The sequence below is a fragment of the Variovorax sp. HW608 genome (assembly GCF_900090195.1).
Lineage (GTDB): Bacteria > Pseudomonadota > Gammaproteobacteria > Burkholderiales > Burkholderiaceae_C > Variovorax.
Map to the genome: position 1 here is coordinate 6,201,133 of NZ_LT607803.1, position 13,681 is coordinate 6,214,813.

13 protein-coding genes are annotated in these 13,681 nt (G+C 67.1%); 2 read left to right on the forward strand and 11 right to left on the reverse strand.

Annotated features, from left to right (window positions below):
- Nucleotides 1-47 precede the first annotated feature (47 nt).
- A complete protein-coding gene (locus tag VAR608DRAFT_RS29310; RefSeq protein ID WP_088957274.1) occupies nucleotides 48-761 on the reverse strand; it encodes a sulfite exporter TauE/SafE family protein in 714 nt (237 codons plus the stop codon).
- 3 nt (nucleotides 762-764) lie between these two features.
- Complete coding sequence (gene hemN, locus VAR608DRAFT_RS29315; RefSeq protein WP_443082899.1) at nucleotides 765-2,183, reverse strand: oxygen-independent coproporphyrinogen III oxidase; 1,419 nt, start codon at nucleotides 2,181-2,183, stop codon at nucleotides 765-767.
- A gap of 59 nt (nucleotides 2,184-2,242) precedes the next feature.
- On the opposite strand from hemN, the gene fnr reads away from it, so the two are divergent.
- Nucleotides 2,243-3,022, forward strand: coding sequence for a fumarate/nitrate reduction transcriptional regulator Fnr (gene fnr / locus VAR608DRAFT_RS29320; RefSeq protein WP_088957275.1), 780 nt, complete (start codon nucleotides 2,243-2,245; stop codon nucleotides 3,020-3,022).
- Between the two features lie 65 nt (nucleotides 3,023-3,087).
- On the opposite strand, the gene VAR608DRAFT_RS29325 is transcribed toward fnr, so the two are convergent.
- The 9 genes from VAR608DRAFT_RS29325 to ppa all read right to left on the reverse strand — a co-directional run bounded on the left by VAR608DRAFT_RS29325 (nucleotide 3,088) and on the right by ppa (nucleotide 11,184).
- Entirely contained in the window at nucleotides 3,088-3,354 is a 267-nt protein-coding gene (locus tag VAR608DRAFT_RS29325) for a FixH family protein (RefSeq protein WP_088959038.1), read from the reverse strand.
- A gap of 20 nt (nucleotides 3,355-3,374) precedes the next feature.
- Complete coding sequence (ccoG, locus tag VAR608DRAFT_RS29330) at nucleotides 3,375-4,817, reverse strand: cytochrome c oxidase accessory protein CcoG (RefSeq protein WP_088957276.1); 1,443 nt, start codon at nucleotides 4,815-4,817, stop codon at nucleotides 3,375-3,377.
- A gap of 10 nt (nucleotides 4,818-4,827) precedes the next feature.
- The gene (gene ccoP / locus VAR608DRAFT_RS29335; protein WP_088957277.1) at nucleotides 4,828-5,751 is read right to left on the reverse strand and encodes a cytochrome-c oxidase, cbb3-type subunit III; all 924 of its coding nucleotides are present in this window, start codon (nucleotides 5,749-5,751) and stop codon (nucleotides 4,828-4,830) included.
- A gap of 4 nt (nucleotides 5,752-5,755) precedes the next feature.
- Nucleotides 5,756-5,893 (reverse strand): cbb3-type cytochrome oxidase subunit 3, encoded by a 138-nt coding sequence (locus tag VAR608DRAFT_RS29340; RefSeq protein WP_088957278.1) that lies wholly within the window; start codon nucleotides 5,891-5,893, stop codon nucleotides 5,756-5,758.
- An 11-nt stretch (nucleotides 5,894-5,904) separates the two neighbouring features.
- Nucleotides 5,905-6,534 carry a cytochrome-c oxidase, cbb3-type subunit II gene (ccoO, locus tag VAR608DRAFT_RS29345; protein ID WP_088957279.1) on the reverse strand — a complete coding sequence of 210 codons (630 nt, stop codon included), beginning with the start codon at nucleotides 6,532-6,534 and terminating at the stop codon, nucleotides 5,905-5,907.
- Nucleotides 6,535-6,553: 19 nt separating this feature from the next.
- Nucleotides 6,554-7,993 (reverse strand): cytochrome-c oxidase, cbb3-type subunit I, encoded by a 1,440-nt coding sequence (ccoN, locus tag VAR608DRAFT_RS29350; protein WP_088957280.1) that lies wholly within the window; start codon nucleotides 7,991-7,993, stop codon nucleotides 6,554-6,556.
- A gap of 68 nt (nucleotides 7,994-8,061) precedes the next feature.
- Nucleotides 8,062-8,199, reverse strand: coding sequence for a cbb3-type cytochrome oxidase assembly protein CcoS (ccoS, locus tag VAR608DRAFT_RS29355; RefSeq protein ID WP_088957281.1), 138 nt, complete (start codon nucleotides 8,197-8,199; stop codon nucleotides 8,062-8,064).
- A gap of 5 nt (nucleotides 8,200-8,204) precedes the next feature.
- Nucleotides 8,205-10,529 carry a heavy metal translocating P-type ATPase gene (locus VAR608DRAFT_RS29360; RefSeq protein ID WP_088957282.1) on the reverse strand — a complete coding sequence of 775 codons (2,325 nt, stop codon included), beginning with the start codon at nucleotides 10,527-10,529 and terminating at the stop codon, nucleotides 8,205-8,207.
- A 127-nt stretch (nucleotides 10,530-10,656) separates the two neighbouring features.
- Entirely contained in the window at nucleotides 10,657-11,184 is a 528-nt protein-coding gene (ppa, locus tag VAR608DRAFT_RS29365) for an inorganic diphosphatase (RefSeq protein WP_088957283.1), read from the reverse strand.
- A 250-nt stretch (nucleotides 11,185-11,434) separates the two neighbouring features.
- Between ppa and VAR608DRAFT_RS29370 the strand changes: the two genes are divergently transcribed.
- On the forward strand, nucleotides 11,435-13,627 hold the full coding sequence (locus tag VAR608DRAFT_RS29370; protein ID WP_088957284.1) for a sodium-translocating pyrophosphatase: 2,193 nt from the start codon (nucleotides 11,435-11,437) through the stop codon (nucleotides 13,625-13,627).
- Nucleotides 13,628-13,681 lie beyond the last annotated feature (54 nt).

Here is a 13,681-nt window from a genome sequence, read left to right on the forward strand (position 1 = left end):
TTTGAAAATCGAGTTTGCGCGCAAACGGCCGGGTCCGGGAACGCCGTTCAGCGGCACCAGAGTTCGATCTGCCGGCCGAGATCGGTCCACAGCGCGTGGAAGGCGACGGCCGCCAGCAGCGCACCGGCGACCCGGCTCCCCCACTCCTTGCGCGCCACGTCCGCTCCGGCGCCGAGCCGTTGCCAGAGCCAGGGTGCGGCGGCCAGCGAGACGCCGCTCCCGGCTGCGAAACCGGCCATCACCATCGCACCCTGGACGGGGCCATCGGCCAGCGCCGCCAGCATCAGCGCAGAATACAGCAGGCCGCACGGCATCAGGACCCAGAGCGCACCCGCCGCCAGCACGCCTGCCGGCGATCCGGTCAGCGGCCGAAGCCGCGCCTGCAGCGTGCGCCCGGCCCGATGGGCCCAGACCGGCTGGCGGCCGAGCACGGCGAGCGACAGCCCCCACACGAGCACCGCGACATGCAGCAGCACCCAGAACGGCCGCATGGCCGCGATACGGTCGCTGGTGAATCCGATGCCCTGCATGGCCACCGCGGCGATCGCGCCGGCTGCGGCGTAGCTCAGCATGCGTCCTGCGTGGAATGCCAGCGTCGCCCCCTGCCCGTGCATGCCCAGGCCGGTCAGCGCAGCGGCACCGCCTTCGGGCGCTCGCACGATCCGGATGACGCCAGCGCAGGCCGCGCCGCACATCGCGACGCAGTGCGGCCCGCCGGCCAGCCCCATGAGGAGCCCCGCTCCGAGCAATCCGGTCTGCATCCTTCAGACGATCCGCGAGAAGCGCGACCGGTTGCGATCGGCCTGCAGGTAGCGATCGAACGCCATCGCGATGGCGCGCACGAAGAACCAGCCGGTGGGCGTGACTTCGAGGTCGCGCTCGCTCACGCGCACCAGTCCCTGCGCGGCCAGCGGTCCGAGCGCGGCGAGCTCGTGCGCGAAATGGTCCTTGAAATCGATCAGGTGCGCGAGGCTGATGGTCTCGAAGTCCACTTGGCCCTGGCACATGATGGCCATGATCACCGCCCGGCGAAGCACATCGTCCCGTGTGAGCGCCAGACCGCGCACCACCGGAATGCGGCCCTGGTCGACCAGGTCGTAGTACTCCTCGAGCGTCTTGGCGTTCTGGCTGTAGGTCGCGCCGACGCGCCCGATGGCCGAAACGCCCAGCGCCACCAGGTCGCAGTCCGGCTGTGTGCTGTAGCCCTGGAAATTGCGATGCAGGCGGCCCTGCCGCTTGGCGATCGCGAGCGGGTCGTCCGGCAGCGCGAAATGGTCCATGCCGATGTAGACGTAGCCGGCGGCGGTGAAGGCGGCGATCGCCCGCGACAGCATCTCGACCTTGGTCTTCGCGTCCGGCAGATCCTCTGCCGCGATGCGCCGCTGCGGCTTGAAGCGCTCCGGCAGATGCGCATAGGCATAGAGCGCGATCCGGTCCGGCCGCAGGTCGCACACCTGCGCGAGCGTGCGGTCGAAAGAGGCCCGGCTCTGCTTGGGCAGCCCGTAGATGAGATCGATGTTGATCGAGCGGAATCCCAGCGAACGCGCGCTCGCCATCAGGTCGAAGACCTCGGCCGCGGGCTGGATGCGGTGCACCGCCTTCTGCACGTCCGGGTCGAAATCCTGCACGCCGAAGCTCAGCCGGTTGAAGCCGAGCCTGGCCAGCCGCTCGAGCCGGGCGCCGTCCACGGTGCGCGGGTCGATCTCGATGGATTGTTCCCGCTCCGGCGAAAGCGTGAATTCGCGCCCGAGCATCGCGAGCAGCCTGCCGAGGCCCTCGTCGTCGAGGAAGGTCGGCGTGCCGCCCCCCAGATGCACCTGGCTGACCACCGCCCCCCGACCCAGCGCAGCGACCTGCAGCGCCAGCTCGCGCTCCAGGTAGTCGAGGTATTCGACCGCCCAGTGCTTGTGGCGGGTGACGATCTTGTTGCACGCGCAGTAGTAACAGAGCGATTCGCAGAACGGCAGGTGCACGTACAGCGAGAGCGGCCGCCCGTGCATCCCGGTGGCGCTGCGCTGGTGCAGCGCCTGGATGTAGTCGTCGGCCGTGAAAGCATCCACGAATCGATCGGCCGTCGGGTAGGAGGTATAACGTGGACCGGAGACGTCGAAACGCCGCAGTACGGCAGGCGACGGCAGCTCCAGGGAAGGTGAAGCGGTCGCGAATGCAGGGAAAGAGTTCATCGCAGGCGATCAAAGGCGGTCTGCGGCCACTATGCCGCCAGGACGCTCCTCGATCATTGATGCGGATCAACACCCGCGGCCACGCCCGGCTTCAGAATCAACAACATACTCGACGTACATCAATGAAAATCGAAAACATCAAGGTTGCCTGCTCGAGCTGCAACCTGCGGGAGCTCTGCATGCCGGTAGGGCTGGATCCCTCCGAGCTCCAACGCATCGACGACATCGTGGCCAAACGGCGCAAGGTCCGCCGCCGCGAGATGCTCTTTCGCAACGGCGATCGCTTCACCTCGCTCTACGCGATCCGCACCGGCGTCTTCAAGACCCGGGTGGCGAGCCAGGACGGCCGCGACCAGGTAACGGGCTTCCAGATGGCCGGCGAGATCATCGGCCTCGACGGCATCGTCAACGACCAGCACACCTGCGACGCGGTGGCGCTGGAGGATTCCGAAGTCTGCGTGATGCCCTTCGACCGCATCGAGGAGCTTTCGCGCGAGGTGACCGCGCTGCAACGGCACGTGCACCAGATCATGAGCCGCGAGATCGTGCGCGAGCACGGCGTGATGATGCTGCTGGGCAGCATGCGCGCCGAAGAGCGCCTCGCGGCCTTCCTCCTCAATCTCGCGCAGCGCCTGCATGCGCGCGGCTTCTCGCGCTCCGAACTCGTGCTGCGCATGACGCGCGAGGAGATCGGCAGCTACCTCGGGCTCAAGCTCGAAACCGTGAGCCGCACCCTCTCCAAGTTCATGGAAGAGGGGCTCATCGAGGTCCAGCAGCGCAACCTGCGCATCGTCGATGCCGAGGGCCTGCGCCGGCTCATCACGCCGGCCGCCTGCTGATCGGCGCCGCCCACCAATCCAAGACACCTGCGGAACCGGCCCTGCCGGGCCGCTGGGTGCACCCTTCACCGCACATCGTCCGCCGGCGTCGCGGCATGGTTGCGGCCGCTCAAGGCCGGCATCAGCTTCTTGTCGGCCAGGGTCTTGTTGATTTCGATGCCCTGCCGATAGTAGTCCTCGGCGACGACCGGGTCCGGCGAGCGCATGGCCAGCCACAGCGTGACGAAGCTCGCGACCACCACCACCGCCGGACCGGCCAGGACCATCCACAGCAGCGGGTAGCGCCACCAGGGTTGGCTGGTGACTGCATCGTTCTTGTTCGTTGCGTTCATCGTCATCTCCTTGAATCGCATCAACGGGGCACCATGAAGGTCGCCTTCTCCGAAACCTGCGCCCCGCCCTCGGCGGCGCGGACGTCGAAATACACCGGGTGCGAACCCGGCTCCGCGCCGCCATACGGCAGTTGGAGGCGCACCGCGACCCAGCGCGACTGCGCAGGCCCCACTTCCACAGGCTGTTCGGGCGACGCGCGCAGTCCGTCGAGACCGCGAGCCTCGATGCGGTAGTGCTGCGTCTTTTCGGTCGCGTTCATGATCTGCAGGCGGTACACGTTCTCGATCCGGCCGCCTTCGGCGATGCGCGCCAGCGTGCCGCGATCGCGCACCACGTCCACCTTGAGCGGCGTGCGGATCACCAGGCTGGCCAGCAGGCCGATGCACAGCGCGACCAGGACGCCGCTGTAGATCAGCACCCGCGGCCGCAGCACGCGGCGCAACATCTGCCGCGATGACCAGTGCCCCGCCATGCTGTTCTGCGTGGCGTAGCGGATCAGGCCGCGCGGCGAGGCGAGCTTGTCCATCACCGTGTTGCAGGCGTCCACGCACAGGCCGCAGCCGATGCACTCGTACTGCAGGCCCTGCCGGATGTCGATGCCGGTCGGACACACCTGCACGCACAGCGAGCAGTCGATGCAGTCGCCCTGCCCCAGCGCCCGCGCATCCGCGCCCTTGGCCCGCACGCCGCGAGGCTCGCCGCGCTCGGTGTCGTAGCTCACGATCAGCGTGTCGCGGTCGAACATCGCGCTCTGGAAGCGCGCGTACGGGCACATGTACTTGCAGACCTGCTCGCGCATGAAGCCCGCATTGCCATAGGTCGCGAAGGCGTAGAACAGCACCCAGAAGACTTCCCAGCCGCTCATGCGCGTCTGCAGGAAGTCCAGGCCGAGATCGCGTATCGGCGTGAAGTAGCCGACGAAAGTGAAGCCGGTCCACACCGCGATGCCGAGCCACACCACGTGCTTGAACCACTTCTTGACCAGCTTCTCGATCGAGAGCTCGCCGTCGTCCAGCCGCATGCGCGCGGCGCGGTTGCCTTCGATCTTCTGCTCGATCCACAGGAAGATCTCCGCATAGACCGTCTGCGGACAGGTATAGCCGCACCACAGGCGCCCCGCCACCGCGGTGAAGAGGAAGAGCGAGAGCGCCGAGATGACCAAGAGCCCCGTCAGGTAGATCAGGTCCTGCGGATAGAGCACCAGCCCGAAGATGTAGAAGCGCCGCGTGGCCAGGTCGAAGAGCACCGCCTGCCGCTGCCCCCACTCGAGCCACGGCATGCCGTAGAACACCAGTTGGGTGACGAACACCATGACCCAGCGCCAGCGCGCGAAGACGCCGTCGATGGAGCGTGGGTAGACCTTCTTGTGCGCCTCGTACAGGCCCACGCTCTTCTCGGCCGCCGCGATCGGGATCACGCGGCGCGGCGCGCTGCTTGGTGGCGGCGAAGCGGAATCCCGCACGGGTGAACCCTCAAGGTGAGCCGGCCGCCGGCGCCTTGCCGTTCGACAGGCCCCACACGTAAGCGGTCAGCACGTGGATCTGAGCCTCGGTCAGGCGCCCCTGCTGCGCCGGCATCTGGTTGGTCTTGCCGGAGTTGATCATCTGCATGATGGCCTCCAGCCCGTAGCCGTGCAGCCAGATCTGGTCCGTGAGGTTCGGCGCACCCACCGCGGTGTTGCCGACGCCGCCGATGCCGTGGCACGACGCGCAGACAGTGAACTTGCTCTTGCCCAGCCCCGCACGCACCGAGTCGTGCGGGCTGCCAGAGAGGCTCAGCACGTAGTTGGCAAGGTTCTTCACGTCCTCAGGCGTGCCGACGGCTTCGGCCATCGGCGGCATCACGCCGATGCGGCCGAGGGTGATCGACTCCTTGATCTTCTCCGGCGTGCCGCCGTGCAGCCAGTCGTTGTCGGTGAGGTTCGGAAAGCCCTTGCCGCCGCGCGCATCGGAGCCATGGCACTGCGCGCAGTTGTTGAGGAAGAGGCGCTCGCCGATCGCGATCGCGCCCGGATCGGCCGCCACCTTCTCCACCGGCAGTGCGGTGTAGGCGGCATAGACCGGTTCGAGATCGCGGTTGGCCTTCGCGAGGTCCTTGGCGTACTCGCCGTCGGTGCTCCACTCGAGCCGGCCCTTGTAGCTGCCCAGCCCCGGGAAGACGAAGAGGTAGCCCAGCCCGAACACGATGGTGAGCACGAACAGGCCCATCCACCAGCGCGGCATCGGGTTGTTCATCTCGCGCAGGTCCTCGTCCCAGACGTGGCCGGTGGTGTTGTCCGCACTGGCCGGGGTCCTGCTGCGCGCCGTGATCCACAGGAGCAGCAGGCAGGCCAGGATGCCGCCAATGGTGGCGATCGCGATGTAGTGCGACCAGAAATCGTGAATGAAGTCGCTCATGGTGTCAGTCCTGCTCGAAGGGCAAGCGGGCCGCGGCCTCGAAGGCCTGCGCGCGACGGCGCGAGTAGGCCCACACGAGGATGCCGATGAAGGTCACGAAGGAGACCAGCGTGGCGATGATGCGCAAGGTGGTGATGTCCATGGTGGTCCTCTTTACTTGAGCGCGAGGCCGAGCGACTGCAGGTAGGCGACCAGCGCATCCAGTTCCGTCTTGCCCTTGACGTCGCCGGGCGCGGCGGCGATCTGCTCGTCGGTGAACGGCACGCCGACACGGCGCAGGGCGCGCATGTGGTCCGCGGCGTCGGACGGCGTGACCTGGGTCTTCTCGAGCCACGGATACGCGGGCATGTTCGATTCGGGCACCACGTCGCGCGGGTTGTGCAGGTGGATGCGATGCCACTCGTCGCTGTAGCGGCCGCCCACGCGATGCAGGTCGGGGCCGGTGCGCTTGCTGCCCCACTGGAAGGGATGGTCGTAGACGAATTCACCCGCCACCGAGTAGTGCCCGTAGCGCAGCGTCTCCGCACGGAACGGCCGGATCATCTGCGAGTGGCAGTTGTAGCAACCCTCGCGCACGTAGACGTCGCGGCCGAGCACCTGCAGCGCAGTGGGCGGCGTGAGGCCGGTGATCGGCTCCGTGGTCGACTTCTGGAAGAACAGCGGCACGATCTCGACCAGGCCGCCGACGGCGACGACCAGCAGGATCAGCACGATCATCAGGAAGTTGTTGGTCTCGATCTTCTGATGCGAGAAAGTGGAGGACTCAGGGTTCGTGGAGCTCATTGTTCTTTCCTCGATTCCTTCAGGCATGGGCCGCGGCAGGCAGCGGAATACGTGCCCGCACCGACTGGCCGGCGCCGATCGTCATCACGACGTTCCATGCCATCACCAGCATGCCGGCGAGGTACAGCACGCCGCCGATCAGGCGCACCACGTAGTAGGGATAGGTGGCCTTCACGCCTTCGACGAAGGTGTAGGTGAGCGTGCCGTCGGGGTTGATCGAACGCCACATCAGCCCCTGCATCACGCCGGCGATCCACATCGCGGCGATGTAGAGCACGATGCCGATGGTCGACATCCAGAAGTGCAGCTCGACCGCCTTCATGCTGTACATCTCGGTGCGGTTGTACAGGCGCGGGATCAGGTAGTAGAGCGACCCCATCGTGATCAGGCCCACCCAGCCGAGCGCGCCGGCGTGCACGTGGCCGATGGTCCAGTCGGTGTAGTGGGACAGCGCGTTCACCGTCTTCACCGACATCATCGGGCCCTCGAAGGTCGCCATGCCGTAGAACGACAGCGCCACGATCAGGAAACGGATGATCGGGTCGGTGCGCAGCTTGTGCCATGCACCCGAGAGCGTCATGATCCCGTTGATCATCCCGCCCCAGCTCGGCGCGAGCAGGATCAGCGAGAACACCATGCCGATGGATTGCGTCCAGTCGGGCAGCGCGGTGTAGTGCAGATGGTGCGGGCCCGCCCACATGTAGGTGAAGATCAGCGCCCAGAAGTGCACGATCGACAGCCGGTACGAATACACCGGCCGCCCCGCCTGCTTGGGGATGTAGTAGTACATCATCCCGAGGAAGCCCGCGGTGAGGAAGAAGCCCACCGCGTTGTGGCCGTACCACCACTGCACCATCGCGTCCTGCACGCCCGCGTAGGCCGAGTAGCTCTTCATCCAGCCCGCGGGAACGGCCGCGCTGTTGACGATGTGCAGCAAGGCGACCGCGATGATGAACGCACCGTAGAACCAGTTGGCCACATAGATGTGCTTCACCTTGCGGACCGCGAGGGTGCCGAAGAACACGATCGCATAGGCCACCCACACCACCGCGATCAGGATGTCGATCGGCCATTCGAGCTCGGCGTATTCCTTGCCGCTGGTGTAGCCCAGCGGCAGGCTGATGGCGGCGGCCACGATCACCGCCTGCCAGCCCCAGAACACGAAGGACGCGAGGGCCGGCGCGAAGAGGCGGACCTGGCAGGTGCGCTGCACCACGTGGAAGCTCGTCGCCATCAGCGCGCATCCGCCGAACGCAAAGATCACCGCGTTGGTGTGCAGCGGACGCAGCCGCCCGTAGCTGAGCCAGGGAATGCCGAAGTTCAGCTCGGGCCACGCCAGTTGCGACGCGATGACCACGCCGACGAGCATGCCCACCACGCCCCAGACCACCGACATGATGGCGAACTGCCGCACCGCGGTGTCGCTGTAGACCGCTGCGGGAGGATTCGGAGATTGCATCGTCGGACCTTCTCTTATGGAACTGGTCCGAGTGTCCAAGTGGCCCGCCGGAGCGGGATTGATGCAGATCAATCGTTGCGCAGAATGCGCTCGCCTTCGTGGTCGACGTTTTCGAACTGACCACAGTGCACCGCCCACCAGAGCCCGCCGAGGATCATCAGCACGAGCACCACGGAGAACGGGATGAGCAGAAAGAGGATGTCCATCGCCCTCAGCCTCCGGGTTGCCGCGCGAGCCGCGCCGCATTGAGCACGACCAGCACCGAACTGCCTGCCATGCCGAGCCCCGCGAGCCACGGCGGCAACCAGCCCGCCAGCGCCAGCGGTACGCACAGGGCGTTGTAGCCGCCGGCCCACCAGAGGTTCTGCCGCACCACGCGCAAGGTGCGCTTGGCCTGCGAGAGGGTCTGCACGATGGCAGAGAGTTCGCCGCCCATGACGATGAAATCCGCGCGCGCCTGGGTCAGCGGCACCGCATGCCCGAACGCGAAGGAGGCGTCCGCCTGCGCGATCACCGGACCGTCGTTGAGGCCGTCGCCGACCATCACGACGCGATGGCCCGCCCTCTGCGCCTGGCGGATGACGCGCAGCTTCTCTTCAGGCAGACAGTCTCCGCGCGCAGCACGGATCCCCGCGCGCTCGGCAACGTCCTTGGCTGCCGCATCGCGATCGCCGGAAAGAAGCTGCACCGCGAGGCCTTGTGCCTCCAGCTCGGTCACGGCCGGTGCAGCATCGGCGCGAAGATCCTCGGCCAGGACGAAGCTCGCGACCCAGCCTTCCTCATCCGCCAGATGCACCTGCGCGGCATCCGACTGCAGCGGTTCGACCCCGCAGAACGCCGAAGCGCCCAGCCGAAGGGCCCGCACTTTGCCTCCTGCGTCGCCCTTGCGACGCAGGAGGCCGGCGATTCCTTCTCCCGCGTGCTCCTTCCCTTCGACCAGATCCCATGCCGGCGATGAACGGAACTGCGCATTCCAGGCATTCATCAGCGCGCGCGACGCGGGATGAAGCGAATGCGCCGCCAGCGCGGCCGCGAGTTCCACCGCATCGCCCGGCCGCAAGCCTTTGCGGCAATAGACGCGCTCGAGTCGAGGCACGTCATGCGTGAGGGTGCCGGTCTTGTCGAAGACCACCGTGTCGACCGAGGCCAGCGTCTCGAGTGCCTGCAGGTTGTGCACCATCACGCCGTGGCGTGCGAGCGAGCCGGCGCTGGCGAGCATCGCGGCGGGCGTGGCCAGAGACAGCGCGCAGGGACAGGTGACGATCAAGACCGAGACCGCCACCATCAGCGCCTTGCCCGAATCGATGTGCCACCACAATGCCGCCGCGAGCGCCGCGGCGACGAGCACCGCCAGCAGGAAGGGGCGCGCGGCACGATCGGCGAGTTGCGCGAGCCGCGGCTTCTGCAGCGATGCGCTTTCCATCAAGGCGACGATCTGCGCGAAGCGCGTGCCCTGTCCGATCGATTCGATCCGTACCTGCACCGCAGAGGCGATGTTGTGGCTGCCCGCCAGCACCCGGTCCCCGCAAGGACGCGGAACGGGGCGCGATTCGCCGGTCAGCAGCGCTTCGTCGGCGGTCGTGTCGCCCGCGATCACGACGCCATCCGCCGGAAACGCCTCGCCCGGCAGCACGCGGACCACGTCGCCCATGGCGAGGCGTCGAACCGAAACGCGGGTGAACACCCCGCCTTCGCCAAGACGCTCGACGCTGTCCGGCAGCCGGTTCATCACCGCTTCGAGCGCGCCGGCCGTGCGGTCGCGCAGCCGTGCCTCCAGCCACCTGCCGGTGAGCAGGAAGAACACGAACATCGTGAGCGAATCGAAATACACCTCGTGGCCGAGCGGCCCTTGCGCATCGAAGGTTGCGGCGGTGCTGACGACGAACGCGATCGCGATGCCGAGTGAGACCGGCAGGTCCATGCCGATGCGCCGCGCGCGCAGATCGCGCCAGGCGCTGCGGAAGAACGGCCCGCAGGAGAACAGCATCACCGGCAGCGTCAGCACCCAGGAGGCCCAGCGCAGCAACTGGGCTGCGTCGGCCGACATGTCGCCGGGCTGCGCGATGTACGCGGGATAGGCGTACATCATGACCTGCATCATGCAGAAGCCCGCCACCAGCCAGCGCCAGAGCGCGAGCCTTGCCTCGCGCGAACGCCGCGCACGCACGGACAGGTCGCCGGCCGGCACCAGCGGGTAGCCAGCCGCCGCCGAGGCCGCGAACCAGCGCGAAGGTCTGACTGCGGCGGAAGACCAGACGATGCGCGCCCGGTGGCTGGCGGCGTTGACTTCCACGCTCTCCACGCCGGGGACCCGCCCCACGGCCTCTTCGACGGCCAGTGCGCAGGCTGCGCAGTGCATGCCATCGACGACGACCTGCGATTCCCAGCGCTCGCCGGCCTTGTCGCCGCCGAGCGAGCGCCCGAACACCGGCCATTCGGCCGGATCGTCCAGCAGCGCCCAGTCCGGCTGCGGCACCGCCTCGTCGCGAGAAGAATCGAAACGCCCGGCCGGGCCGTGCGTGAGCGCAGCTTGCATGGGGGCAAGCCTAGCGCCGCGATCGCGAGCGGAACTTGACGTGGATCAAACGATACCGGTCGGCAAGAAAAAGCGCCTCGCCGCAGATGCAGCGAGGCGCCTTTTCCGAAAAGAGCCGACGCGTGAATTACTTCTTGTAGTTCGCGATGCCGTCCATGATTTCCTTCTTCGCGGCATCGACGCCTTCCCAGCCGAGCACCTTGACCCACTTGCCGGCTTCCAGGTCCTTGTAGTGCTCGAAAAAGTGCGTCACGGCCTTCAGGCGCATGGGGTTCACGTCCTCGACCTTCTTCCAGTGGCTGTAGATGGGCAGGACCTTGTCGGTCGGCACCGCGAGCACCTTGCCGTCGACGCCGGCCTCGTCTTCCATCATCAGGATGCCGAGGGGGCGGCACGGCACCACGACGCCGGGCACCAGCGCGTAAGGCGTGATCACGAGCACGTCGACCGGGTCGCCGTCGCCCGACAGCGTCTGCGGCACGTAGCCGTAGTTCGTCGGGTAGTGCATGGCGGTGGTCATGAAGCGGTCGACGAAGATCGCGCCCGATTCCTTGTCGACTTCGTACTTGATCGGGTCGGCGTTCATCGGAATCTCGATGACGACGTTGAAGGCTTCGGGGGCGTCTTTACCGGGGGAAACTTGACCGAGGGACATGATCGTGCTTGGTAGTTTGAAAGTGTTATCGGGATGCGGACAAACCCGAAGTTTACTTTCCATGTCACGGCCCGGTCGCACGAAAGCGCGGATTTGCCTGTAAATTGCCCTCGTTGGCCAATCGTTCCCTGCCGTCCAGGCACCGGGGCCTCGAGGAAGCAACGCGACGGAAGCACTGACCCGTACGCGCTGCGCACCGGGTCCGGCTTACGTCTCCATCAAGTCTGACGAACTACTGGAGAAGCAACGCATGACCGGCAACACCCCACTCGTCCTCGCCATCGTCTGCGGCCTCGTGGCCGTGGCCTATGGCTTCTGGGCGCGCAGTTGGATCCTCTCGAAAGACGCGGGCAACGCACGAATGCAGGAGATCGCCGCGGCGATCCAGACCGGCGCGGCGGCCTATCTCGCCAAGCAGTACCGCACCATCGCGATCGTCGGTGTGGTGCTCGCGATCCTCATCGGCATCTTCCTCGACGGCACCACGGCGATCGGCTTCGTGGTCGGCGCAGTGCTCTCGGGCGCCTGCGGCTTCATCGGCATGAACGTTTCTGTGCGCGCCAACGTGCGCACCGCGCAAGCCGCCACGCAGGGCATCAGCCCCGCGCTCGACGTCGCTTTTCGCGGCGGCGCGATCACCGGGCTGCTGGTGGTGGGCCTGGGTCTCCTGGGCGTGACGGCGTTCTACTGGTTCCTCGCGGGCAACGGCGTGCTGACGCCGGACAAGAAGCTTTCCGCAGTCCTCAATCCGCTCATCGGCTTCGCCTTCGGCTCATCGCTGATCTCGATCTTCGCGCGGCTGGGCGGCGGCATCTTCACCAAGGGCGCCGACGTGGGCGCGGACCTGGTCGGCAAGGTGGAAGCCGGCATCCCTGAAGACGACCCGCGCAACCCCGCGGTGATCGCCGACAACGTGGGCGACAACGTCGGCGACTGCGCCGGCATGGCCGCCGACCTGTTCGAGACCTACGCGGTGACGCTGATCGCCACCATGGTGCTGGGCGCGCTGATGGTCGGCGCGGCACCGGTCAACGCGGTGATGTACCCGCTTGCGCTCGGCGCCGTGTCGATCATCGCGTCGATCATCGGCTGCTTCTTCGTGAAGGCGAAGCCGGGCATGGTCAACGTGATGCCCGCGCTCTACAAGGGGCTTGCGGTGGCGGGCGTGCTGTCGCTGATCGCGTTCTGGTTCGTCACGGGCTGGCTGATCCCCGACAACGCGATCACCCCGTCCGGCAGCCAGATGAAGCTCTTCGGCGCCTGCTTCGTCGGCCTCGCGCTCACGGCCGCACTGGTGTGGATCACCGAGTTCTACACCGGCACGCAGTATTCGCCGGTGCGCCACATCGCGCAGGCCTCGACCACGGGCCATGGCACAAACATCATCGCGGGCCTGGGCGTGTCGATGCGATCGACGGCATGGCCGGTGCTCTTCGTGTGCATCGCGATCATCGTGGCCTACATGCTCGCGGGCCTCTACGGCATCGCGGTCGCGGCGACCGCCATGCTGAGCATGGCCGGCATCGTGGTCGCGCTCGACGCCTACGGTCCCATCACCGACAACGCGGGCGGCATCGCCGAGATGTCCGAGCTGCCGGCCGCGGTGCGCGACATCACCGACCCGCTCGACGCCGTCGGCAACACGACCAAGGCGGTGACCAAGGGCTATGCGATCGGCTCGGCGGGCCTGGCCTCGCTGGTGCTGTTCGCCGACTACACCCACAAGCTCGAAAGCTTCGGGCAGGAAATCAGCTTCAACCTGAGCGATCCGATGGTGATCGTGGGCCTCTTCATCGGCGGCCTGATCCCCTACCTCTTCGGCGCGATGGCGATGGAAGCCGTCGGCCGCGCGGCCGGCTCGGTGGTGGAGGAAGTGCGTCGCCAGTTCCGCGAGATCAAGGGCATCATGGAAGGCACCGGCAAGCCCGAATACGGCCGCGCCGTGAGCATGCTGACCGGCGCCGCGATCAAGGAAATGATGATCCCCTCGCTGCTGCCGGTGGTGGTGCCGATCCTGGTCGGCCTGCTGCTCGGGCCGAAGGCGCTCGGCGGACTGCTGATGGGCACGATCGTCACCGGCCTGTTCGTCGCGATCTCGATGTGCACCGGCGGCGGTGCCTGGGACAACGCCAAGAAGTACATCGAGGACGGCCACCACGGCGGCAAGGGCTCCGAAGCGCACAAGGCGGCGGTGACCGGCGACACGGTGGGCGACCCCTACAAGGACACGGCCGGCCCGGCGGTGAATCCGCTGATCAAGATCATCAACATCGTGGCGCTGCTCATCGTGCCGCTGGTGGTCAAGTTCCACGCCGGCGATGTCGGTGCGCATGCGGCGCCTGCGCCGACCCCTTCCGCACCGGTGAGCGCGCCCGCGTCCCCCGTCGCGCCCCAGGTTGCGGCGCCCGCAACGGAGGCACCGGTGGCCGCGGCGTCCAAGTGAAGGTGCTGCAGCACAAAGAAAAAGACCCGCACCGGCCGGTGCGGGTCTTCGTGG